At 33.9% G+C, this 24,250-nt stretch carries 22 protein-coding genes and 1 other RNA gene; 8 read left to right on the top strand and 15 right to left on the bottom strand.

The features are described 5' to 3' along the window. Window positions 1-2: 2 nt before the first annotated feature. The 14 genes from mukE to O970_RS00880 form a co-directional block, all read right to left on the bottom strand. Window positions 3-722, bottom strand: coding sequence for a chromosome partition protein MukE (mukE, locus tag O970_RS00945; protein WP_024495319.1), 720 nt, complete (start codon window positions 720-722; stop codon window positions 3-5). 69 nt (window positions 723-791) lie between these two features. Then, complete coding sequence (gene mukF / locus O970_RS00940) at window positions 792-2,114, bottom strand: chromosome partition protein MukF (protein ID WP_024495318.1); 1,323 nt, start codon at window positions 2,112-2,114, stop codon at window positions 792-794. A 489-nt stretch (window positions 2,115-2,603) separates the two neighbouring features. Next, on the bottom strand, window positions 2,604-4,070 hold the full coding sequence (locus O970_RS00935; RefSeq protein ID WP_024495317.1) for a tetratricopeptide repeat protein: 1,467 nt from the start codon (window positions 4,068-4,070) through the stop codon (window positions 2,604-2,606). Between the two features lie 30 nt (window positions 4,071-4,100). Next, window positions 4,101-4,964: a type II secretion system F family protein gene (locus O970_RS00930; protein ID WP_024495316.1), complete on the bottom strand. Its 864-nt coding sequence runs from the start codon at window positions 4,962-4,964 to the stop codon at window positions 4,101-4,103. A 10-nt stretch (window positions 4,965-4,974) separates the two neighbouring features. After that, a complete protein-coding gene (locus tag O970_RS00925) occupies window positions 4,975-5,919 on the bottom strand; it encodes a type II secretion system F family protein (RefSeq protein ID WP_081685222.1) in 945 nt (314 codons plus the stop codon). 7 nt (window positions 5,920-5,926) lie between these two features. Further along, complete coding sequence (locus tag O970_RS00920; protein ID WP_024495314.1) at window positions 5,927-7,228, bottom strand: TadA family conjugal transfer-associated ATPase; 1,302 nt, start codon at window positions 7,226-7,228, stop codon at window positions 5,927-5,929. Between the two features lie 16 nt (window positions 7,229-7,244). Beyond that, window positions 7,245-9,164: a TadE/TadG family type IV pilus assembly protein gene (locus O970_RS00915; RefSeq protein WP_081685221.1), complete on the bottom strand. Its 1,920-nt coding sequence runs from the start codon at window positions 9,162-9,164 to the stop codon at window positions 7,245-7,247. A 14-nt stretch (window positions 9,165-9,178) separates the two neighbouring features. Then, window positions 9,179-9,787, bottom strand: a complete 609-nt coding sequence (tadF, locus tag O970_RS00910) for a tight adherence pilus pseudopilin TadF (protein ID WP_238610563.1) — start codon at window positions 9,785-9,787, stop codon at window positions 9,179-9,181. 37 nt (window positions 9,788-9,824) lie between these two features. Continuing rightward, window positions 9,825-10,310, bottom strand: coding sequence for a TadE/TadG family type IV pilus assembly protein (locus O970_RS00905; RefSeq protein ID WP_024495311.1), 486 nt, complete (start codon window positions 10,308-10,310; stop codon window positions 9,825-9,827). Window positions 10,311-10,428: 118 nt separating this feature from the next. Further along, a complete protein-coding gene (locus O970_RS00900) occupies window positions 10,429-10,629 on the bottom strand; it encodes a Flp family type IVb pilin (RefSeq protein WP_024495310.1) in 201 nt (66 codons plus the stop codon). A 98-nt stretch (window positions 10,630-10,727) separates the two neighbouring features. Further along, entirely contained in the window at window positions 10,728-11,921 is a 1,194-nt protein-coding gene (locus O970_RS00895) for a CpaE/TadZ family protein (protein WP_024495309.1), read from the bottom strand. Between the two features lie 19 nt (window positions 11,922-11,940). Beyond that, window positions 11,941-13,395, bottom strand: a complete 1,455-nt coding sequence (locus tag O970_RS00890) for a type II and III secretion system protein family protein (protein WP_105291826.1) — start codon at window positions 13,393-13,395, stop codon at window positions 11,941-11,943. Window position 13,396: 1 nt separating this feature from the next. Then, complete coding sequence (locus O970_RS00885; protein ID WP_024495307.1) at window positions 13,397-14,305, bottom strand: CpaB family protein; 909 nt, start codon at window positions 14,303-14,305, stop codon at window positions 13,397-13,399. Window positions 14,306-14,466: 161 nt separating this feature from the next. Next, window positions 14,467-14,913: an A24 family peptidase gene (locus tag O970_RS00880; protein WP_130575703.1), complete on the bottom strand. Its 447-nt coding sequence runs from the start codon at window positions 14,911-14,913 to the stop codon at window positions 14,467-14,469. Between the two features lie 124 nt (window positions 14,914-15,037). Between O970_RS00880 and O970_RS00875 the strand changes: the two genes are divergently transcribed. The 6 genes from O970_RS00875 to infA all read left to right on the top strand — a co-directional run bounded on the left by O970_RS00875 (window position 15,038) and on the right by infA (window position 21,878). Then, window positions 15,038-16,351, top strand: coding sequence for an RCC1 domain-containing protein (locus O970_RS00875; protein WP_024495305.1), 1,314 nt, complete (start codon window positions 15,038-15,040; stop codon window positions 16,349-16,351). Between the two features lie 238 nt (window positions 16,352-16,589). After that, a complete protein-coding gene (gene leuS, locus O970_RS00870; RefSeq protein ID WP_024495304.1) occupies window positions 16,590-19,172 on the top strand; it encodes a leucine--tRNA ligase in 2,583 nt (860 codons plus the stop codon). A 62-nt stretch (window positions 19,173-19,234) separates the two neighbouring features. Beyond that, window positions 19,235-19,750 (top strand): LPS assembly lipoprotein LptE, encoded by a 516-nt coding sequence (lptE, locus tag O970_RS00865; protein ID WP_051318567.1) that lies wholly within the window; start codon window positions 19,235-19,237, stop codon window positions 19,748-19,750. A gap of 3 nt (window positions 19,751-19,753) precedes the next feature. Beyond that, window positions 19,754-20,785 (top strand): DNA polymerase III subunit delta, encoded by a 1,032-nt coding sequence (gene holA, locus O970_RS00860; protein ID WP_024495302.1) that lies wholly within the window; start codon window positions 19,754-19,756, stop codon window positions 20,783-20,785. A 5-nt stretch (window positions 20,786-20,790) separates the two neighbouring features. After that, a complete protein-coding gene (gene nadD, locus O970_RS00855) occupies window positions 20,791-21,438 on the top strand; it encodes a nicotinate-nucleotide adenylyltransferase (protein WP_024495301.1) in 648 nt (215 codons plus the stop codon). A 221-nt stretch (window positions 21,439-21,659) separates the two neighbouring features. Beyond that, window positions 21,660-21,878 carry a translation initiation factor IF-1 gene (gene infA, locus O970_RS00850; protein ID WP_024495300.1) on the top strand — a complete coding sequence of 73 codons (219 nt, stop codon included), beginning with the start codon at window positions 21,660-21,662 and terminating at the stop codon, window positions 21,876-21,878. 211 nt (window positions 21,879-22,089) lie between these two features. Here the strand turns inward: infA and ffs are convergent. Next, an RNA gene (ffs, locus tag O970_RS00845) (signal recognition particle sRNA small type) lies at window positions 22,090-22,185 on the bottom strand. Window positions 22,186-22,443: 258 nt separating this feature from the next. Here ffs and galE point away from each other — a divergent pair. Together galE and O970_RS00835 are read left to right on the top strand one after the other, a co-directional pair. Next, the gene (gene galE / locus O970_RS00840; RefSeq protein ID WP_024495299.1) at window positions 22,444-23,463 is read left to right on the top strand and encodes a UDP-glucose 4-epimerase GalE; all 1,020 of its coding nucleotides are present in this window, start codon (window positions 22,444-22,446) and stop codon (window positions 23,461-23,463) included. A 134-nt stretch (window positions 23,464-23,597) separates the two neighbouring features. After that, entirely contained in the window at window positions 23,598-24,191 is a 594-nt protein-coding gene (locus O970_RS00835) for a Maf family protein (RefSeq protein ID WP_036562135.1), read from the top strand. Window positions 24,192-24,250 lie beyond the last annotated feature (59 nt).

Genomic DNA, 24,250 nt, shown 5'->3' with positions numbered 1-24,250 from the left:
AATTATTCCTCATTGTCCTCATCAACATTTTCATCATGTTGTTCTTGTTGCTGATCAGTATTCGATTGTGCTTGACGGGTTACTTGTATTGCTTCACCATCTCTAATTAAATTTAATTGGGCTTGTTGTGCATCATCGCTACTACGCACATCAGCGCCAAATCGAAAGATAGATTCTGAAATACGAAACTTATTATTGTCATTTCCAATAAAAAATATCATCCCCAAACGACGTAATCGATTAAGGCTGGTTTTTACTTTTTCATGAAGTTTTTGTTTATCTAAATCAGAGCCGCTGGAACGTTGATTCACCAATTTTAATAATTTTGTTTCATCCGCTAATGTCATTAGCTCATCATAAAGCTCATTCAATGTAAATATACCTTCATGAGCTAAACGTTCAGGGCTTAAATATAAATAACAGAGCACTTTACCAACTAACATATCTAATTCAGATAAGACAGAACGAGGAATTAGGGTAGTAGAGCGAGGTCTCAAATAAAAGAAACCTTCAGGTGCACGAATTAATTCAACATTATAACGTTGATAAAAGTGTTCAAGTTCGGTATGAAAATCGATTAAAAATGCATGATTATCCAGATCATCAATAGTAATATGTCGCCCACTGCGCAATGCACTATCCAGAGCTGGGAAAATAGGGTTAGCAATCGCTTGTGCCATTTTTGGCGGTAAATATTTATCTGTATTAATTTGATTCGTCATTGTATTCATCTTTAATCGCGTAGTGTGCTGCTGACCAAGTAACGGTTAGCATCCTTTTCAAATTTATGTTCAGTATAAATTAATAATATGTGCTTGTACTTTAGCACCATAATCATTAATGGGTTGCCACTGCGTAGGCAAGCCTGCCAAATCCGCACTCGAAATACCTAAACGTATTGCTTGTTCAATAAATAAACGGGACACATCAAAATGTTGCACTTTTGGAAATTGAGAAAGATAGATAGACAGTTCTTGGCTAATATCAAGAGGTTTGTTCTCAGCTTTAAATGCGAGTAAACATTGTTCAATATGAGCAATGATATGTTCTTGGATTTCGATTATCTCTTCAAACTCTAATTCTGGCGGTAATTCACCAGTAACAACAGTATCATGAAGTAGTAACTCTTCATCTCGCATATCAAAAAGGCGATCCGCATTACTATACGTTAGAACCCAAGGATGGTTAAAATAAGTTTGAATTGAACGGCGTAAACGCTGAGAAAAAACTCTATTTTTATCTAAATCGATAGCAGTACGAATAAATTTATGAACATGGCGATCATAACCTATCCATAAATCAATCGCTTGTTGTCCCCAACTAATTATACGATCTAATTTATTTTGTAAATCTAAGACGATATTATTGATTTTTACTAAGTCAGCATCGTACATGGTTGCATCTTGTATTAACAATAAACTCGCTTGCAATTTATCACCAGCAGCATCGAGCGTATCTTGTAATTCACGTAAGGTGATGGAGGTTTCCGATAGTAGCATTTCACAATTAGTAATTGCAGACTGCCAATCTTGACTTAATAGCTGAGTAATATTTTCTTTTACTTCGATCTGCTGTTCATCCATGATACGTTGCGTCATATCAATGCTTTCAAAAATTTCAGCAACAGAATATTTTAAGGGTGCAAATACATTCCGATGCCAATGTAGCTCATCTCCTCCCTCAATAGCCGCATCAGCAGTGCGTTTTAGTTCATAAGCAACCATTGATAATTGTAAAGAAAGACGCAGGGTCGAGAACTCACGTTGTCGAATATAGTAATCGGTGATCCCTATACCAAGCGGTGTTAGACGATATATGGACAGACCATCAGTGAGTTCACTGGCAAAGCGGGTAATCAGTTTTTGTTTAACTAAATCATTAATTGCATTATTAGCTCTAGCTGCTAGTGTATCTTGACTCTGTTCAAAAACCATACTGACATGATGGAATGCATCCACTAATTCCGATTCACTGATTTCACCATCGAATCGTTCACCATTTAAGGTCGCAATAGCCAATAAAAAAGCCAAACGCTCGGTTGATAAAGTGATGGAAAAATCATTTTTCCTCGCCCAAGAAACCAATTCTGGAATAGATTGAGAAAAATTGGTCATACATAATCCTTAATTTGTAATCTAATAATTTATATAACTATTACGCAGCTTTATTCACTCTCGGATACAACATTAAGCTATTAAGCGTTTACATAAAAAATATGAAGGATTATATAATAAATTAGTTATTAATGGTTAATCTTATTATTTTAGACATAACAAAAAATAATTAATGGTAATAATATGATTCGGATCATGGGGATTGGTGAAGTAAGAAACAACAATGATTGTTAGGATAAATAGAAGTTAACTAAATAACATTATCAACTCGCTACGTATATCATATTATTACATCATAATGAAAAAATATAGATATCTATCTCTAACAAACAGTTTAAATATTAAGTCATGTCATTATTTGCTATCCAAATTAATTTGATGATTTCAATTTTATCTATTTACTCTAAGAGTTAGCCATAACGACTATATGACTAACTCCAGAACAAAATACTAAATTAAAATCAACCATCCAGTAAACGCTACATCTCATTATCGGTTAAAGAAATCGAACACAAAGCAATGTTTGTAATTATCCTGTGGTGCTAAATAAGATTCTTTTACATTAATGACATTTTTGGTCATTAAATTAATAATTACGCCTTTGCCTGCTTCATGATTAACTTTAACAAATAGGAAATTACGACCGCTTTTATTAATACGTTCAGTAATAAGTTTAACTAATTGACTATCCAATGCCGCATCTCGAATAGTTATAGTATAATATTGATCATTCACTTTCTGTAATGAATAACGACCTTTAGATGACATCTCAATCACTAACCGGCTATAATCTCTATGCTCACCAACTCGCATATCAATAATACGACTTTTTTGTGGCATACTAACTGGTGGTTGTATTTTAGGTGCCGGTACTGTAGGTTTAACTCCATAAGGTTGACTCTTTGGGGTATTATTATTTTGCAATGACTTTAACGTATTTTGTTTATCATTACCTGCTGATAGCGGACGCATAGGTGATAAATTAATGGCATTGCTCCAATCATCATTAGCCCCATTATTAATAACTGGCGATACAGGATCATTTTGGATAACAACTTGCGTCTCATTTACGCTCTTAATTTTATTACCTTCAATTAAATCATCATAATAATCTGCCTTAATTTTTTCAACAGATGGCTCAACAAAATTGACATTAACGATATCTTTTGGTTCGGCATATTTAAGTTCATTAATTAATATATCTGGCATATCCGATAATTTATGCTCAATACATAATTTTCTAGCTAAATGATAATCGCCCAATTTAACTACACTAAAAAATAGATTATTAATTAATACTGATTCTCTATTTCCATTAGAATATAACTGTATTAGATAATCATAAGCTTTGCGATAATCTTTTTGCAAAATAGCAATCATGCCCAGATTATTGAGCACTTTTATGTCATCATAAAATAACGATCTTGCCTTATTAAATGATAACTCAGCATTATCAAGTTGTTGTAACCGCACTTGAATAATACCTAATACATTATAAGCTTCACCATCGTTTTTATCCAATGTTATGGCTTTTTCAACATAACGTCGAGCTTGCAATAATTGTTGCTTCTCGGTTAGTTTCCTGCTCTCAAATTGGCTAGATTCACGCGTTGCAGGCTCTTTATCATTATTAGGATTTGCTTTATTCATCAAATTTTTCGCATAAAGCAACGCAACTTTAGGTAATTTCGATGAGTTAACGATGGGTTTTAAATAAAAAATTGAAGAATTATAATTTCCCATTACATAGTAAAGATTAGCTAATTTTAAGCGTGTTTCTTCAGAATCTTGCTGTTTTAACCGATCTCTATAAATCTCAACAAGTCCACCATAATTACGCGTATTTTCTAAAATATAAATTTTTTGCTCTTCATCTTTTCGAGCTTTCAAAGAGTTATTTTGACAGCCTGACAAAATGATAGCTGAACATAAAACCATCAACGTTAATTTTTTCATATTATTCTTCATCTAATAAATAGTGCCAATTTAAAACATTCTTATTAATTTTACTGCAATAGGACCAACAACAACTACCAATATCGGTAAAAGTATAAATAACATCATAGGTAACGTCATTTTAGCTGAAGCTGCGGCTATTTTTTCTTCAGTTTCTAAAATTTGGGTTTCTCTTATCTCTCCTGATAGGGAGAGTAATGTATTATAAATAGAACTCCCGTAGTTAACACTTTGTTGTAAAGTAGAGCATAACATCTTTACTTCACGGCAGGGAACCTCTTCATAAATCAATGTTAAAGCGCTATTAATACCGTTTATGTCCATTTTTAGACAAGCTCGATCAAGAACAGAAGCCATATCAGGATTGATTGGGGAAAATTTATCTTTAACAAACCTTAATCCCCCCTCAACAGTCATTCCAGATTGGATCATAACAGCCAACATATCGACTAATAAAGGCACATCATTCGCTAATTTTCTAATTTTTTTATTTATAATGGATGTTCTAACTCGTCCTGGTACAAAAATAACAACAACCAGTGCAACAAATAAAATTATTAAGATTATTTGCTGATCTAAATCAATTAAATTAAAAATACTATTAACGACAATGAAAACAAAAAATATCGTTATAACGGCAGCAACTTTCCATAAATGATTATTTTCTAGCTGCTTCCAAAAATAGGCAACATTATTATCTTTGGTCACCATTTTTTCAAACGAACTTTCTTTCTTTATATCTTTTTGTTTTAATCTATTTGTCATATCCGTTGTTGGATTTAATAATGCATTCACCTTTTGCTTTTTTTTGTAGACTCGATACATTTCTTTTAAATGAAAAGCAGCTAAAAAGATCAACGCAAAACTAATTATATAAGCAATCAAATTTAACATAATATTCTCACTATACGATTTTGCTTATCATACCACGAATAATTGATCGTCCAATAAATACACTGGTTATAACATAATATAAAATAATTCTACCTGTTGTGTCATTGATTAAAAAATAGAAGTTCTCTTCTGAAATAGCATACAACATACCGATAAATCCAAATGGCATACAAGAAAGAATTTTTACTGTCATCCTTAACTCTGCAGTTTTACCATCACGGGTTCGTTCTAGCACTTTACTACTGTTAATCATCTTAGATAATCTATACATGATTTCTTTTATTTCACCACCACCTTGCATATTAACAATAAGGACAAGAGTAAAAAAATAGTATTCCTTAAAGGGTAACTTTTTATATGAATCCATTAACACGCGGTCAGTATCATCACCAATATCTAAGCGTCGAGAGATTTCTCTGAAAACTTCGCCGACAATCCCGTTAATTTTTTCGCCTGCTTCATAAAGTCCTTGTGATAAAGAACTTCCTGATGAAACAATCCCAACAATCAAATTCAATGCTTCAGGAAAATTGCCATCAAAATCAGCTTTTAATTTTTTTATTAAATAGAGATAAATAGCAATAACGGCTAAAGAAAATGATGCAATTATAACTAATATCGTTGGAAATTGTAGGAATTTAATATTAGCATAAATACCAGCACCTATACAGACTAAACAAATCCCAATATTTTTTAATCGTGTAGAACTATCGACAAATCCAAACACGACACCATAAACTTCAATTACTTTTAGCGCAATGCGTTCAAATATAGTCGTTGAATAATCATTTTTTTTCTTTTTATTATTTAATTGAACAATATAAGAATCTACGACTTGTCGTTCTACTTTATTAAAAATACTCAACCTATCATACTTACTTCTTTGAACCATTAGGTTCAAAAAACCAATAAGAATCAGCATAATAGGAAAGATTATTGTGATTATATTTGCCATAATTTTTTTAATTTAAATGTTCGCTAAATAATTGAGTTAATGCATCAGTCATCTTATAATAACTAGCATTTTCATATACCTTAGATCGCTTTAAAAGACCATTACAAATAAACTGACCTTTTATTTTTCCATTTTCATCGCGCTCGTCCTCAACTTCGAATCTGAATATATCATGCACTATGATCTGATCGCCTTCCATCCCAACAACTTCTGAGATATACATCGTTTTTCTAGAGCCATCTGGAAGTCTTGCTGCTTGAACAATGATATTTACTGCCGAAGTAATATAACGTCTGATAGCCGTTAATGGAATTGCTGACTGGGCCATCATCACCATACTTTCCATACGAGCTAAAGCATCGCGGGGCGTATTCGCATGCAGCGTTGACATTGAACCATCATGCCCTGTATTCATCGCTTGCAACATTTCAAACGCTTCTTCACCACGACACTCCCCTACAATAATTCTATCAGGTCGCATACGTAAAGAGTTAACTAATAAATCACGAATGGTTACTCGTCCACGTCCATCCTCACCACCACCTCGCGTTTCGAGACGCACAACATGAGGTTGTTGCAATCTAAGCTCAGCCGCATCCTCAATCGTTACTATTCGTTCATCTTTATCAGCAAAAGAGGATAAGGCATTTAATAAGGTTGTTTTACCTGAACCTGTACCACCTGAAACAATAATATTCATTCGGCATCGTGAGGCGATGACTAAAAAATTTGCCATTGCTTCATCCATACTCTTGAATTTAACTAAATCGCCTAATCCGATTTTCCCTTTACCGAATTTACGAATAGACATCGACGTACCATCAATCGCCACTGGTGGAATAACAACATTCAAACGGCTTCCATCTGGCATACGCGCATCAACTAAAGGATGAGCATCATCAATATTTTTACCAATTCTATTACATAAACGGCGAGCAATTTCTGTTAACTGTAGATTATTAATAAAGAATTTATTGGTTTTCTGTAGGCGACCACCTCGTTCGACAAATATATTTGTTGGGCCATTAACTAATATATCGCTCACAGAACTATCTTCCATTAATTCACGCAAAGGACCATAACCTGTTATCTCATCACATAACATATCACAGACAAGCGCTGACTCCTCAGAAGAAAGATAAACTCCACGAGAAGTAACCGCTCCACGCAAAATACTAAAGACTTCCCGATATAGCTCACTTCTATTTTGTTTGATTTCATCAACCTTATCTAAATCAAGTTCTTCAAAAACCACTTCGCGGGCTAATGTCCACTCATGAGGAATTTGATTATCTAATTCATTAACCATTCAAAATCTACCTTTTTTATTTATTTTTTTGTTCAAAGTAACCAGTTTCTGATTCAACTATAATTTCTTGGACAATATCCAATAATTCATCAATAGTGCTAGCTTGATGTATAAACTTTTTATCATTGTTCATACAATACTCTAACCACATTTTATAAGTATCTCTTTTTGGATCTAATGAAACATAATGAATCTCACTCGGTTTAATTAAGTCACCGCCATTGTTTAAACGTACAATTCGATCCAATTCATCACGAATTATTTGACAAACTCCTAATTTTAGAAATACTTTAGTAAGAGAAGGCGTTAACTCATTTTGATCAACGTATCTGGCTGGTAAATTCCTTACCACATTATTATTTCCATCCGATAGAATAATAATCTTCTTCTGAATATTACCACCACCTTGAGCCGCAATTGGGGCTGCTCGCAATAAACCGCTCATTTCATCAGTACCACCGCCAGGCATCATTGTCTGAATAGCATTTATCATATCCATCTTGGCTCTTTTATTAGATACAAATGGAATTAAATAAGTTTGATTTTTTGCATTTCTAATTAACTTTGATGCTCGCTCGTATAATGGTTCAGCTTCAGTCTCTTGCTCATCCGTATCACGAAGCAATGATTGTGGTCCTGCTTGTGCTGATTGACACATCCCAGTAAAAGGACGATGTCCTAATATATTTGGAGCAACAGGTTGATAAAATTCAATAATATTTTGTTTATTAAAAATATTTCTTAATGTAGCCTCAAAATCAACAGAACCACCATTAGCTATTGAAAAATCACCTGAGCGAGTATTATCTTCATCGTACATGAGATTCATCAAATCAATCACGAAATTATATTGTTGTTTAATTTTTTCTTGATTTACATTACGAAAAATACTCTGATTTTTATCTAACTCACATGAATAACTATATTGTCCATATAAGATATTAGGTGTTTGTCCATTACGATTAAAGTTACATATACCGCTAGAAACCAATGATGAATTAGTTTGTAATCCTATAGCTGGCCCAACCACTCTTGCATAATATAAATATCGATAATAATCCATATTATAAAATGTACGATTGTAATATTTCTTTTCGTATTGAATAGAGTCTTTAAATTCGAAATCTAAATATTTATTTGCCCAAAAAGAAAAATCAATTTTATTGTAAGGATATTTCAATGTATAAGGTACTGAACAACCAATCTGTTCACCACCAGCTTCATTTTTCTTAGATAAATGGGAAATATTAATTGCTTGTTCAGGTTTGATCGGTACGCCAAGATCAAAAGGCACAATGGCAAAAAATACATTAGAGCGATCCACATATTTATTAATCATTCGATTCATCACTGTTTTTAGAGCATTAATACGTACGTCGCTTGCACTACTTAGTGATGTCCACAAATTACATTCGCTATTTATCTTACATGTCGTCGATGAAGAAAAATCTAAAACAAACGTAATATCTGCTGATTTTAATGCAACATCTTTTCTGACAAAACCAGAACTAGCCCTATCATTTCCCACTTTTATATGATCTTGCCTACCAGGAACTAAAGCTGATAACAATGTTTTAGCATCATAATTTGATGTTACAAAATATGTTCTGTTTTCTTTATCATAAGTCACATCAATGTTCGTTAACTTTCCTTGATTTCGAACATAATAATTGAAATAGTTATTCGCTATTTCCATATTAATCTGTTTGCCATCACCAATATTTTGATTATTTATAGCAGAAATGGTTAAGGCCGCTTCATCTGCCGCTTGGGCAAGGCGAGATCTTGTATTCATCGCCTGAACAAAATCGATAGAAATAGAACCGAAAGCTAATAAACTAGGCACAGCTAGCGCGAAAAAGATTAAAAATGCGCCTCTCTCATTTTTAATGAATGATACAATATAAGAAAGCATTATAATTGGAAACCTTTTCATCTAAAGCCTCCTCCTTAATAGGAGCAATTACCTTTACAACGTGAAATAACTATGCTTGAAGAGCACAATTCGTTAATATTATTTATGCTATTCGACATTCTTGTATATAAACTACCATTATTAGGCATACAGGCAGATACACGATATAGTGGTATCCAACGTTCTAATTTCGAATATACAATTAAATTATGGTAGCTAGATAAATCAGGTAAATTTGAAAAGTAAGCCGAATTACATCCAGAAGAGCTGCACACTGTGGTCACCGTTTTCTGAGCGGAGATTATGTTGTTAGGCATATTTTGATTACTTTTAACTGTCAGTAAATCAACCCTTAATTGTATTTGCTCATTATCCATCATACTATTAAGCAAATTTTGTAGTTGATCGACTTGTTGTTGATCAATCTGTTCAATATATCTTTCTCCTGAGAAAAAAAGTGGACGCTGACGAAAAATAGTTGAAGCAGAATAAGTCGAGCGATCTAATTTATTTTGTAATGCAATTGTCGTGTAAACATCATAGACAAGAAATATAATTAAAATAAATCCAATAAAAACACCCGCAAATTCAATACTTAACGCACCTTTCTCATTTTTCAGAAAACGTGATTTTTTTAAATTCATCATTTTATTTCTCAGTAATATTTTTAATTTATATTAATTAATACTCTTTAAAAACAACCACATGCCTAGATAACGTTGTTTTCAATTTTTGCACTAATGCATTATCAGTCAACATTGGATGGTATTTATAACTTACAGAAAAAACGACTAAGGCATTACTAAACGGAGAACGATAACAGTTACTACTATTTTTATTCAGATAATCTATAGCATCATTAACCAAAGAACAATACGCAACATCGACTTGCAAATCATCAACCGAAGCCACTAAAGACCATAACCGCTGTTCTCTAGTTACTTTATTATAAAATATTTCTTCCAAATCTTGCTTATTATCTAAATCATTAGTTTTAGAAGTGTAATAACTGCCATCAATAGTTATCGAATCTAAAACAGTGGAAATATATAATAAACGCGATAACTCAATAAACATCAAGAATAGCAATATGAATATAGGAACAATGATGGCAAATTCGATGGATATAATCATGCCTTTTTGATTTTTAATAAACTTTTTAAACATCTTATCACCTTATATAGCCATTCTTCTATAAAATAGATGAAAAATAGAACGGAAACATAGCTTTAATGCTATCCCCGTTCTATTTATTAGCAGAATAAAACTAATTTTAAAATGCTAATTAATTAGCCCAAAGAGTGTCTAATTTGGTTTGTAACTGATCAAATACGCCCTTCAGAGCTTTTTTTACTGGACCGTCATCTGCACCAAAGATAGCAATAACAACAACGGCAACACCAGCAACAACAACTGCGTATTCAATTGCCGTTACACCATCTTCTCTTCTAAAAAAGTTTTTAACTTTAGAAACTAAATTTTTCATAATTAAACTCCATTGTTTTATTTCTTAATAAAAATTGTAGAAAAATATTATTATCTACAATGACTTTGAGAATGGTATCTCAAAATTTATATAAGAATCTATTCATCTTTATCTTTTCTTAACTTTATAAAACTTAATAGATTCCTTTTATCTTTATGATCTACTTGTTCCGAATGACGCGAACTATGCCCATCAATACCAATAAGCAACGTCGCAATAGTTCTAATATCTTTAGATGTATCTCCATCTTTTAATCGTTTTGGTGATGGGTGATATCTTTGCTTAAGATCTATTTTCCTTTCAAGAAACTCTTCAATATCTTCATCACTTAACATCTCTTTCTTATTGAAAGGATGATTGTCATTTAAACAAATGAAAAAACGTTTATCAGCAATGCTTTCATCTCTAGCAATAATTCTTCCCCGTTCTTCAATAATAGACTTAGCTACTTTTATCGAATAAGGGTCACGATTAATCACCAAGATAACAGAGTTAGATGACAAAAAGACATTATTCATTTGTGACACTGATAAATTATTATTCAAATTATGATCAAATACAATTAAATTAAATTTAGATGTACTATCATCTTTATAATTCCAAGCTGTTTCCACTGGTTCAATGCGGACACTGATATTATTTTTTAATTGAACAATTGAACCATCTTTTTCTACAGGCTCCTCTACAATAAAATCTATATCTGAACTGCCACTGGCACCTTGTACAAATAACATTGGAATTTTTGATAATGAATAAATTCCTCTTACGGTATTATAAGCGAGATAAGAAGTACCGACACCGCCTTTACAACCTAAAAAAGTAATAATATTTCCTTGGCGTTTGCTTTCCTTATTTTTACCTTCCCATAATAGCATAGGTAAATTATCCAGCTGTATATTATTTAATAAATATTTGATACCTTTCTTTTCTAACTCATAGGCAAAAGAAATAGAATCATTATTACCTACTACATATGCAATACAATCAACAGGAATATATTGGGTTAAATAAGCACTAATAAATTCAACATCCGTATTTCTGCCTATGTCAATTAAAACAACATCAAATTCATCCAATTTGACTTTTTCTCTTAAATCAGAAAAATCAACATCAAAAACTTGTATTCTTACAATATTGTATAGTACAAGTATAGAACGAATTTTCTCAACTAAAGGCGCATTGGTTGAAACAATCGCAACTTTATAGCGCGAGATTTTTCCTTCAATACGTTCCTTATCAAGATCACCCTTTTTATCATCAGAATCTGAATTTGTGTCACCAAATAGCTTCATTTATTAAACAACCTTATATTTATTCCAAGAAACCTACACGACCAAGAAATTCTGTACTTTCATTAGTAAAAGGAAATTCTCGACTACCTTGTTTGTCATGATTATTCTTATAGTTGAAAAATAAGTTTCTAAAATCCGTTCTTTCAAAACTTGGAATATACGCATCTTGAAAAGAATCAGAAGGATTAACTAAGTTTACCGTTGCAAATACAATCAATTCTGTTTTATTTCTCGATGTAGACGTACTTCGCGCTAAAGCACCTAAGATAGGAACATCGCCAATAAAAGGAATTTTCACTAAACTTTCGACATCTTGTTCACTGATTAATCCACTAATAATAAAACTGTCTCCATCTTTGAGTTCAATCGTTGATTTTACCCGGCGCGTATTTAATGTTGGTATATCATAATCGCTAAATGAATATTTTCCTGACACTGAACTAAATTCATTATCAATAATTAAACGTATCGTATCATTGAAAATCTTAGCACCGACATTCAGTTTTATACCATATTCTTTATAAGTAATGCTTGGACTATCATCTTGAGCACCACGAGACACAATAGGGATTTCACCACCAACCAAAAATGAAGCTGTTTCACCAGACAATACTGTTAAGTTAGGCTCTGCCAAAATTTTAGCTAATTTATCATTCTGAACGGCTCTTATCACTGTTGCAATATTATTAATATCGAAACCGTGTTTTAGCCCAAGCAAATTAAATGTACCAATACTAGAAAGATCGGCCCCACCACTAACCATACTCTTTAAAGTTAGATTTTGCCATTCAATACCCAAATTGTCAGTAAACTCTTTGCTTACTTCAACTAAGGTTAATTTAACATTAACTTGATTATTTTTAGTTATTTGGATGCGGTCAACAATATTGTGATACTTACGAGTGCGCATAAAACGGACATCTTCTGAACCACCATAATATTCATATTTTACTGTTTCATCGATCGGTTCAACCCCGACAGCACTACCTACTAGAGTGTAAATCCGATCCCTAGTTACATCATCGGGTGCGGTTCCTGATAACAAATAACTTGTTTTACCACCATTAATACCACTGCCAACAATACTACTGACACGAATATTACTATCGGGAAATTCTTTTTTTATCCGATAATGTAAATCAGGAACAATTGGATCCACCTCAAAAGAGTGCATCATCAATATTTGTTCATTTAATCCATAAATAGTGAGTTCTGAATAACCTCGTTTTTTTGCATACAATACAACCGTGCTATCGCCAACAACCCGATAATCAGCAATTTCAGGGTCTGAGACAAATACAGTACCAATCGCTTCATTTGATTTAATAGTTTTAGATTGTCCTGGTTTTAAATAAAATACAGCAGCTGATGCAGAATAACTGGTTAAACATAATGTTATTCCTAAATAAAATAGCAGGCTGTAAAACCGACTTATTGTAGTTATTGAGCGTTTTATTACAGCATAAATATTCACATCAATTTCCTCTCAATTCTTTAATACCATACGGCGCATCCATATCTCCACTAGCCGTAGGAGGCGGATTAAAAGAATCAGTGCTAAAAATTTGGGCATCTGTTACCGGCCAGACAGCTTCATCGTCAACTAAAATCTCACTTGCATTACCGATATCAGCACCACCTATACTTGGAAACAAAAATAATTTTGCATTACCTTCTAAACTTTTAACCAATTTAACTTCAGATTGTGAAAGTTCAATAAATAAAACTGTACCTTCTATCTCTTCACCACTCACGAAATTTTCAGCGCCACCAGGTGGCTGAATGCTTAATAGACGGCGATTGATAATAATTGGTTTCATTCTAGTCTTTAAGAAATTATTACTTGGCGAAATAAGCTCAACGGTTCTTTGTCCATAATTTCCTCCACCAGCACCATAAATCAAGTAAATATCGATCATATCCCCAGATTTCATATTATCAATTAAATACTTATCTGTCTTGGTTAGCTGGAATGGATAAACGAGCATTCCTTCTTGCAATAACATTTTTACATACTCATTTGATGCTGATGGCGGTATCAATGCTTCCATAGGAATATATGATCCCTTTTTTATAGACAAACTAACTCCATATTCATTGATATCAGGAAACGTCAACGAATATTTTCCCCTATCATCACTATCTTCATAAACTTCTATTGTTTTAGCCTGATAATCAGCCGCAGTTAATATTGAACCTGCAGATAAATCATGTAAAGCCTCTACGACGGTAATATGCTCCTTAATTTTTTCGGGTAGAGCCGTTTTTTGTCCACTAGGGGCATTCTCACCATTTGATGATGGCGATTGGCTACCAATAACAAATAGCATAATGATACCCACTAATATCATGATTACATATAATATGGTTAACTTTTTATTCATTTAAAATGACTCTATTTTTACATAACAAATTTTTAAGTAAATATTTGTTAAAAATATTAATGTCTACCGTTCTGGACAAAATACCAAAAAAGTATATTTAACACAATATTTCTTTTTTATTTATAAAATATAATATAAATATGTGCTCATCATTCATTCAATTAAACCAAAAAATGAAGCGCAACATAACCAGTACAAATCGCTACGCCATAAGGCAAAGACTTATTTTTACCACCACAATAATGATAATTAATTAAAATAACTAAAATTAATGGTAATCCACAAAGCCCTATCAGTAAAAGAAAATCAACAATATATGCATCAGGAATTGTCAACGATAAAACAGACAAAAGTTTAATATCACCGGCACCAATGCCACCGATATAAAACAAAAACAAACCGCAAAAAAATATGATTAAAGCATATTGCCAATTAGGCATACAACGATAAAAACAAGCACTAATTAGTACAAACCCGAGCAAAAAAACCACGTTAGCATTGTAAATTTTACGAAATTTTATATCGGTATAGCATGAATAAGCAAGTATAGGTATTGTTAAAAAAAAGAAAATTGGTAGATTGAACATTTTCATATCTTTTAAATACAAATTAATGCGGTATAATAGCGTGAAAAATATAAATTGTTAAGAGAACATTTACTAATTAAATAAAATTTTTATTTTTTAAGCCTAGTTTTTCTTTATTTTCTCGATTATGAATAGGATGTGTAATATGGCAAAAATCTTAATTACCTCAATATTATTGCTATTTTCGTACCTAATAAATTTATCGGCATATGCCGAAGAAACCATTATAAGTAATGATGCATTACTCTATGCAAAAGTTAAACCTTATGATGGGTCTACCTATATCTCTCCAACTGTTTCATTAGATACAGGATTAACGATTTCATCAAAAGGAATCGTTTATCTGTGGGGATATAGAGGAGATGGATTACAAGGTAATGGAGAAGTAGGCGTAGGAGTCCAAACCCCGCCAACGCCAGTGATGAAATTTGTCAATGATGATTTAAAAATTATTGACGTAAAAGGCGGGGCCTATCATTTTATTGCCCTAGCAGAAGATAACACCGTTTGGGGATGGGGTAATAATCTTTTTGGCCAAGCGTCACCAACAAATGCTGCCTATATCACTACGCCTGAAAAGATCATGGATAACGTGATACAAATAGGTGCCGGAGAGTACATGAGTTATATGTTAACTAAAAATGGCGACGTTTATACTATGGGCTCCCAGTATTATGGGCAACGAGGTGATGGTTCTGGACAAGACGATCTTCGCAAAATAATCAGAAAAGTCATTCTTCCTGAAAAAATACGTTTAATTGGTGGTGGTTATGAAAGCGGTTATGCCGTTGGTTACTCTGGTAATATTTATGCCTGGGGAGATAATGAAGATTGCGCTTACGGTTATGCCCGTCATGATCAACAAACTGGAGCACAAATCTTTGATGATGAGCTCTGTAAAGGTCATGATTATGTTAATCCACCAGAATTACTAAATACACACAATATTTTTAATGGAAACCAGATTAAATATATTAATGGAGGTCAAGCTTATACGACAGTTTTACTCGAAAATGGTAAAGTTTATGGGATAGGACGAGGTGCTTCAATTGGTCTAAACATAACGACGATTTATGAAAGCCTCTCCGGAATCCCACGTCAAATTCCTGTCCCTGAACCTATCCAGTCGATTTATGTCCGTTATGTAGGAACTGTCGCTATCGGCAACAGTGGCAAACTATATACTTGGGGACAAACCCTATTTTCAGCATTCCCAACAATTTATGGATATACGCCAACAGAAAGAAAACCTAATCTTGAACCAGGGGAAAGAATAGTAAAAATAGACGGAGGAAAAGAACATTTCTACTATCATACCAACAAAGGCAGAATGTTCGGCGTAGGTTATGGTGCCGCGAATAAATTGGATAATCGAACACCGATGAATCAGGCATGGCCTGGTGCTAGAATGTATTATGTTGAAGATGCTATTAAAGCTTTTGAGTCCAAGAAAAAATAATCAATTATTATCTATAATGAATCTGATTTATGCGTTGAATCAGATTCATTATTATTCAAAATTTTATCGTTTTATTCTATAGTGCCATTTTTTATATTACTAGGTTATGTCCTTATTTTTTATTTTATTCAATCGAAATAATAAAAACATTTATTCCAATTTTATTCAATAACCCATACAATTAATAAATTATATTTAACCTTTCCCAAACTATTTAATTATAGGATAACTCGTCGTTATGCAAGAACAATATCGCCCTGATGAGATAGAAGCTCAGGTACAAACTTATTGGCTTAAAAATAAAACATTTCATGTAACCGAAAATCCAGATAAGGAAAAATATTATTGTTTAGCAATGTTACCTTATCCTTCTGGGCGCTTACATATGGGACATGTACGTAATTACACCATTACTGATGTCATCGCTCGTTATCAACGCTTACTGGGGAAAAATGTATTACAGCCTATTGGCTGGGACGCATTTGGTTTACCTGCGGAAGGCGCAGCAGTAAAAAATAAAACAGCACCAGCAAAATGGACATACGAAAACATTGCTTACATGAAAAAGCAATTACAATTATTAGGTTTTGGTTACGACTGGGATCGTGAAGTGACAACATGTAAACCTGATTATTATCGCTGGGAACAGTGGTTCTTTACTAAACTCTATGAAAAAGGTTTAGTTTATAAAAAAACGTCTGCGGTTAACTGGTGTCCAAATGATCAAACCGTATTAGCGAATGAACAAGTTATTGATGGATGTTGTTGGCGCTGTGATTCTCCTGTCGAACGTAAAGAAATTCCACAATGGTTTATTAAAATCACGGCCTATGCTGATCAATTATTAAAGGATCTGGATCAATTGGAAGGTTGGCCGGAACAAGTAAAAACCATGCAACGTAATTGGATTGGACGATCTGAAGGAGTAGAAATCGATTTTACAGTTGAAAATTATTCTGATAAATTACGTGTATATACTACGCGCCCCGATACTTTTATGGGGGTAAGTTATGTTGCCGTGGCAGCTGAGCATCCCTTAGCGTTATTCGCTGCCGAAAATAATCCAGCTATTTCCACATTTGTTACTGAATGTAAAAATACCAAAACCGCAGAAGCGGATATGGCGACGATGGAGAAAAAAGGAATCGCTACTGGTTTTTATGCAATCCATCCTTTAACCAATGAACGCATTCCAGTTTGGATCGCCAATTTCGTCTTAATGGAATATGGTACCGGTGCGGTGATGGCTGTACCGGCCCATGACCAACGTGATTATGAATTTGCGACCAAATATCAGTTACCAATTAAAGCGGTTATTTTAGATCACAATCAGAAAGCAGCAGACTTATCACAACAAGCTTATACCGAAAAGGGTAAACTATTTAATTCTGGTGAATTTGATGGATTAGAGTTTGAACAAGCATTTAATGCAATTGCCGATAAATTAATCTCATTAGGTATAGGACAACGTAAGGTCAATTATCGTTTACGTGATTGGGGTGTTTCTCGCCAACGTTATTGGGGTGCACCAATTCCAATGGTTACACTTGCTGATGGTACAGTTATGCCAACCCCAGAAGATCAACTACCCGTTATTCTTCCAGAAAATGTTGAAATGGATGGTATCACTAGCCCAATTAAAGCTGATCCAGAATGGGCAATCACTACTATTGACGGTGTGCCTGCAACGCGTGAGACGGATACGTTTGACACATTTATGGAGTCATCTTGGTATTATGCACGTTATACCTGTCCTCACTATGAATCGGGCATGTTAGATCAAAACGCAGCAAATTATTGGCTACCCGTTGATCAATATGTTGGCGGTATAGAACATGCGATTATGCATTTACTCTATTTCCGTTTTTATCATAAATTATTACGCGACGCAGGATTAGTTGATTCTGACGAGCCAGCTAAACGCTTATTATGTCAAGGTATGGTGCTGGCTGATGCCTTTTATTATACTAATGAAACAGGCGGTCGTATTTGGGTCTCCCCAACCGATGTCTCAGTAGAAAGAGATGATAAAGGTCGAATAATCAAAGCATTTGATAAAACAGGTAGAGAACTTGTTTATGCTGGCATGAGTAAAATGTCTAAGTCCAAAAACAACGGTATTGATCCGCAAGAGATGGTAGAGAAATACGGCGCTGATACAGTAAGACTGTTTATGATGTTCGCTTCTCCAGCCGAAATGACATTAGAATGGCAAGAGTCAGGCGTTGAGGGCGCGAATCGCTTTATTAAACGTTTATGGCGTCTAGTGTATGAACATACACAGAAAGGAAAAATAACTCAGCTTGATCTTAACCAATTAGATAATCAGCAAAAAATATTACGTCGAGAATTGCATAAAACGATTGCTAAAGTTACCGATGATATTGGTCGCCGCCAAACATTTAATACCGCAATCGCTGCAGTAATGGAATTTATGAATCGTCTACAGAAAGCACCTCAAGATTCAGAGCAAGATCGTGCTTTAATGGATGAGGCATTACAAAGTCTTGTTCGTTTACTTTATCCGATTATTCCACACGCGTGTTTTAGCATGTGGAAAGCATTAGGTCATCAAGATGATATTGATAATGCAAGCTGGCCTATTGCTGATGAATCGGCAATGGTTGAAGATGAAAAACTAATCGTTGTCCAAATTAATGGCAAAGTCAGAACAAAATTAACCGTTGCAGCAGATGCCAATCAAGATACTGTCGTCGCATTAGCTAAACAGGAATCGATGGTAAGAAAATACTTAGAAGGAGTGACTATCCGTAAAGTTATTTATGTTGCTGGTAAACTATTAAATATTGTGGTTAGTTAATCTATTTATAGGGATAATTAAGATATTATCCCTCATTTTTATTAAAATTAAGTAGGAATAAAATGGCTTTCTTCATTAAAAAATGTCAGTGCTTACTTCTATTTATGGCATTTATGTTAACTGGCTGTGGTTTTCATCTACAAAATAAAACCGAAATGCCAGAAAAGTTCAAAAAGATGACTTTTTACAGTATGGAACCGTATAGTTTTTTATCTAGAGAGGTTAAAAATACTTTACTTAGTAACGGAGTAACACTACTTGAACATCAAGATGAGCAATCCGTCCCCTCATTACGCTTGATGGATTACAATCTTAGTAAAGATACCGTCTCCATTTATCAAGATGGTAAAGCCGCTGAATATCAATTAATTTTAAATGTGAATGCACAAGTGATCATTGCTAATCAGGATATCTATCCTATTACGGTTAAGATCTTCCGTTCTTTCTTTGATAACCCATCAGCAGCACTAGCCAAAGATACTGAGCAAAATCTGTTAACCAAAGAGATGTATCAGCAAGCTGCTGCACAACTTGTTCGTAAACTTAAAGCCGTTGATATCGTTAATAAGAGAAAATAGTAAGTGATAAAAATTAGTGCCCAACAATTTACCTATCGGTTAAATGATCTGATTAAACAACAGAAGTTTATCCCCTACTATTTATTGGTGGGCACTGAAAGTTACCAACAATATCAAGTACAAAAACAAATACAACTCTATCTGACTGATTTAGGCTTTGAACAGCAATTTATATTTTCTATTGATGCCCAAACGGATTGGAACATCATCTATGACCATAGCCAATCATTGAGCCTTTTTTCATCTAAAACATTATTAATATTACAATTTGGTGATAATAGTATGTCTAGCAATATTGCGAGTAAGCTGGTTGGATTAACATCACAGCTTCATCAAGATATTGCATTAATTATTTCTATCAATAAAGTAACCAAAGCACAAGAAAATAGTGCTTGGTTAAAGGCGATCAGTGATCAAACGTTATGGGTAAACTGTCAACCACTCAATAGTGAATCATTACTTCATTGGCTTAAGCAGCAAGCGAAACAACTAAGCATTGAGCTTAGCCAGTCAGTTATAGAAAGATTAGGTTATTATTATGAAGGTAATCTACTCGCTTTATCACAAATTTTAGAACAAATAAAATTACTGTACCCAAATGGCGATATTTCATTTAATCAAATTGAACATATCATTAATGATGTTGCCATATTCTCACCTTATCATTGGGTAGATGCTATTCTAACGGGTAAAGTAAAACGTACCATTCATATCTTACAACAATTAAAAGCAAATGATATGGAACCTTTAATTTTATTAAGAACGTTACAAAAAGAACTTATTTTATTAATCAATTTAAAAAAACAACAGCAAATTAATGCCTTAAAACACGCATTTGATGACTATAAGGTATGGCAAAATCGCCGCCCTTTTTTTACCCAAATATTAAATCGTTTAACACTTGAACAGTTTTATACCGCGTTATATGAACTAGCACAAATCGAAATAAGTTTAAAACAGGATTACGGCACGAATAGTTGGCTAAAGCTGGAATCACTTTCGCTATTACTGCTTAATAAACCTTTACCTTATTGATAACGATGAACCAATCCAAAATAACTGCATTATTTGGGGGAACATTCGATCCTATTCACTGCGGACATTTACAGGTTGCAACCGCATTAGCCACAGAAGTAGGATTAGATAGCATACAACTGCTTCCCAATAACATTCCACCACATAAACCACAACCGCGGGCTACTGCTTTACAACGCCTGGAAATGTTAAAACTTGCTATACAACACTTACCACTGTTTAGCATTGATACCCGAGAATTAGCTCGAACCACTTCTTCTTACACGATTGATACATTAATTGAGTGGCGAGCGGAACATAAACAGACCAATACGCTAGTATTTATCATTGGTGAAGATGCATTATATACATTAAATAAATGGCACCGCTGGCAAGAGATATTGAACTATTGCCACTTATTAATTTGTCGACGTTCATCTCCCTCCAATATACCTTATCCTGAAAGCGTGAAATGGTGGTTACAACAACATATAACCGATGATATCACCCATATTCACGCTAAACCATCAGGTTATATTTATCTGTCCAATACGCCAATTACAGATTGTTCTTCTACTGAGATCAGAAGTAAAATAGCACAAGGAAAAAATTGTGCGTCACTATTGCCAGAATTGGTGTGGCAATATATTGAACAGCATAATCTTTATCGTTAAAGGGATATTCGTAATCGATTTATAGATCATCCATAAATAAGCTTAGGAGATAACTATCCCAGATTTTGTAACAAGGCTACAAATGATTAAAAAGTTAACAACTTTCATTGTTTATTGGTTTTTTTCACGCAATAGGCAATAAAGCCCTTTACATCAGTTGTTTTTTTGGGCATTATTCGCGCTGTTATCCCTTTATTTAACATTACACTTTAGAGGACTCAATGGCTAAAGAAGACAATATTGAAATGCAAGGTACCATTTTAGAAACTTTACCTAACACAATGTTCCGTGTTGAACTAGAAAATGGACACGTAGTTACGGCTCACATTTCAGGTAAAATGCGTAAAAACTACATCCGCATCCTGACTGGTGACAAAGTTACCGTTGAAATGACACCTTATGATTTATCTAAAGCAAGAATTATATTCCGCAGCCGATAATAACATCTAAGATAGTGTAACTCGCTATAGGCGAAATTTAGGAAACTAAGTTTCGCCACCGTTTCTTTTTCGATTTTTAATCATAACCAATAATACCATGTTAGCGTAGACGTTTTATATTACTTGCTATTCATGCTGTAATATTGTTTTTAAACCATTGATTAATTATAACTGAGTTAAATTTTTAGTATGGAACGATTTTGGCGGGAAACTCTATCAGCCACATCCTACACACATGACACTTACTACGGCTGCTTCCTTCCGGACCTGACCGAGTTCGCAAGCTAATGTTGCAAGAGGACCCATAGAGTTCCCATTGAAAGGGAATCAAACAATAATATTGATTGAAGTGCCTATTATTCACTAAACACCAATAAAATGCAAGTTAACTATCTATTTTTAATTAAAAAAATATTTACAGACCCAGATAATTGCACAATAAAGATTAAAATAATGATTGACTAAAACTAGCTTGTTTATTATTAAGACTCATCTCCATAGCTTGTCGCCCATCAGTTAACATTTTATACTACGCTAAAGATTAGTGATTATATAAGGTTTAAGTATGAATATTTTAGTAACGGGCGGATTAGGTTATATTGGTAGCCATACTTGCATAAAACTTATTGAAGCAGGCTACACACCCATTATTTTGGATAATCTTTACAACAGTAAGAAATCAGTATTAAATCGTATCGCAACTATCACTGGAAAAATGCCAATATTCTATCAAGGTGATATTCGAGATACGGTCTATTTAACTACCTTGTTTAGTCAACATCCTATCCAAGCAGTTATTCATTTTGCTGGTTTAAAAGCCGTTGGCGAATCTGTCAAAAACCCCCTTGATTATTATGAAGTAAATGTTCAAGGTTCAATCGCGCTGGCCCAAATTATGCGGCAACATCAAGTAAAAACTATTATTTTTAGCTCATCGGCAACGGTTTATGGCGAAAAAAATCCCGTTCCATATTTCGAACATTATCCAACGGGGAATATTACCAATCCCTACGGTTGGAGCAAATTTATGGTAGAACAATGTTTGATCGATATGCAAAAAGCTGATCCTGAGTGGAGTGTTGTTTTATTGCGTTATTTTAACCCCGTTGGCGCGCATCCTTCAGGATTAATTGGCGAGGATCCTCAAGGCATTCCTAATAATCTTATGCCTTATATTTCTCAAGTAGCCATTGGTAAACGGGAATATGTGTCGGTTTTTGGTGATGATTATCCTACCAAAGATGGTACAGGTGTCCGTGATTATGTACATGTAGAAGATTTAGCTCTTGGACATGTCGCCGCTTTAAAAAAACACGATCAAGCTGGCGTACATATTTATAATCTTGGTAATGGCGTTGCTAAAAGCGTATTAGATGTCATTCAGGCTTACCATCAAGCTTGCCAGCGAGTAATACCTTATAAAATTGAAGCGCGACGGCCAGGCGATTTACCTGCTTTTTGGGCTGATGTAACGAAGGCAAAACAGGAACTGAATTGGCAAGCTCATCATACTTTATCTGATATGGTACAAGATAGTTGGAACTGGCAGCAAAAAAATCCGCATGGCTATCCAGATGAAGAATAAGGATAGAAATTTTAAGTGTTATCATCCACCTTTACTAATCGCGTTGCTTTGCTCGCCATAGGGTGATAATGAATTATTTATGATACCCTATTAGTGATATCTTGACCCAATAAATAATTAACTAGAGTTAGATAATGAAATTGATTCTTGCATCGACTTCTGTGTCACGACAGAAGATCCTAAAAAAATTTAATCTCGCTTTTGACTGCGTAGCACCTGATTGCGATGAAACTCCATATCCAAATGAAGAGGCGATCAACTTGGTTCAACGTCTGTCACGCATTAAAGCGGAATCGGTTGCTAAACAGTATGCCAATCGTATTATTATTGGATCGGATCAAGTTGGCGTGCTCAATAAGCAGATTATAGGTAAACCTCATACGGTTGAGAACGCGATTAAACAGCTACAAGCCTGTAGTGGTAAGACGATCCATTTTTATACCGGTCTAACTGTTATGCATACAGGCAATCAGCAAAGTATCACCGTTTATGAACCTTTTTCAGTTACTTTTCGTCACTTAAGTTTGGCAGAAATCTGCGCTTATATTGAGAAAGAACAACCATTATATTGTGCCGGTAGTTTTAAATGTGACGAATTAGGGATTACATTATTCGATAAATTAACGGGTGAAGACATTAATACCTTAATTGGTTTACCGCTTATCCGTCTTAATAAAATATTGATTGAGATGGGATACAACCCATTATTACAATCGAATCATACCTAAATAAAAAGTGATAATGTACGATTAAGCATTATCACTTTTATTCGGTTAAGTAAGCCGCT

Origin of the sequence: Candidatus Schmidhempelia bombi str. Bimp (assembly GCF_000471645.3) — a bacterium.
In the GTDB taxonomy this organism is placed as follows: domain Bacteria; phylum Pseudomonadota; class Gammaproteobacteria; order Enterobacterales; family Orbaceae; genus Utexia; species Utexia bombi.
This window is presented reverse-complemented; position numbering and strand designations above follow the sequence as displayed.

Coding starts and splice junctions, on each gene's coding strand:
- mukE (WP_024495319.1), bottom strand. CDS start 722: ATGACGAATCAAATTAATACAGATAAATATTTACCGCCAAAAATGGCA.
- O970_RS00935 (WP_024495317.1), bottom strand. CDS start 4,070: ATGAAAAAATTAACGTTGATGGTTTTATGTTCAGCTATCATTTTGTCA.
- O970_RS00905 (WP_024495311.1), bottom strand. CDS start 10,310: ATGTTTAAAAAGTTTATTAAAAATCAAAAAGGCATGATTATATCCATC.
- mukF (WP_024495318.1), bottom strand. CDS start 2,114: ATGACCAATTTTTCTCAATCTATTCCAGAATTGGTTTCTTGGGCGAGG.
- lptE (WP_051318567.1), top strand. CDS start 19,235: ATGGCTTTCTTCATTAAAAAATGTCAGTGCTTACTTCTATTTATGGCA.
- leuS (WP_024495304.1), top strand. CDS start 16,590: ATGCAAGAACAATATCGCCCTGATGAGATAGAAGCTCAGGTACAAACT.
- O970_RS00900 (WP_024495310.1), bottom strand. CDS start 10,629: ATGAAAAATTTAGTTTCTAAAGTTAAAAACTTTTTTAGAAGAGAAGAT.
- infA (WP_024495300.1), top strand. CDS start 21,660: ATGGCTAAAGAAGACAATATTGAAATGCAAGGTACCATTTTAGAAACT.
- O970_RS00875 (WP_024495305.1), top strand. CDS start 15,038: ATGGCAAAAATCTTAATTACCTCAATATTATTGCTATTTTCGTACCTA.
- O970_RS00915 (WP_081685221.1), bottom strand. CDS start 9,164: ATGAAAAGGTTTCCAATTATAATGCTTTCTTATATTGTATCATTCATT.
- O970_RS00895 (WP_024495309.1), bottom strand. CDS start 11,921: ATGAAGCTATTTGGTGACACAAATTCAGATTCTGATGATAAAAAGGGT.
- nadD (WP_024495301.1), top strand. CDS start 20,791: ATGAACCAATCCAAAATAACTGCATTATTTGGGGGAACATTCGATCCT.
- O970_RS00920 (WP_024495314.1), bottom strand. CDS start 7,228: ATGGTTAATGAATTAGATAATCAAATTCCTCATGAGTGGACATTAGCC.
- O970_RS00835 (WP_036562135.1), top strand. CDS start 23,598: ATGAAATTGATTCTTGCATCGACTTCTGTGTCACGACAGAAGATCCTA.
- galE (WP_024495299.1), top strand. CDS start 22,444: ATGAATATTTTAGTAACGGGCGGATTAGGTTATATTGGTAGCCATACT.
- O970_RS00925 (WP_081685222.1), bottom strand. CDS start 5,919: ATGGCAAATATAATCACAATAATCTTTCCTATTATGCTGATTCTTATT.
- O970_RS00885 (WP_024495307.1), bottom strand. CDS start 14,305: ATGAATAAAAAGTTAACCATATTATATGTAATCATGATATTAGTGGGT.
- tadF (WP_238610563.1), bottom strand. CDS start 9,787: ATGAATTTAAAAAAATCACGTTTTCTGAAAAATGAGAAAGGTGCGTTA.
- O970_RS00930 (WP_024495316.1), bottom strand. CDS start 4,964: ATGTTAAATTTGATTGCTTATATAATTAGTTTTGCGTTGATCTTTTTA.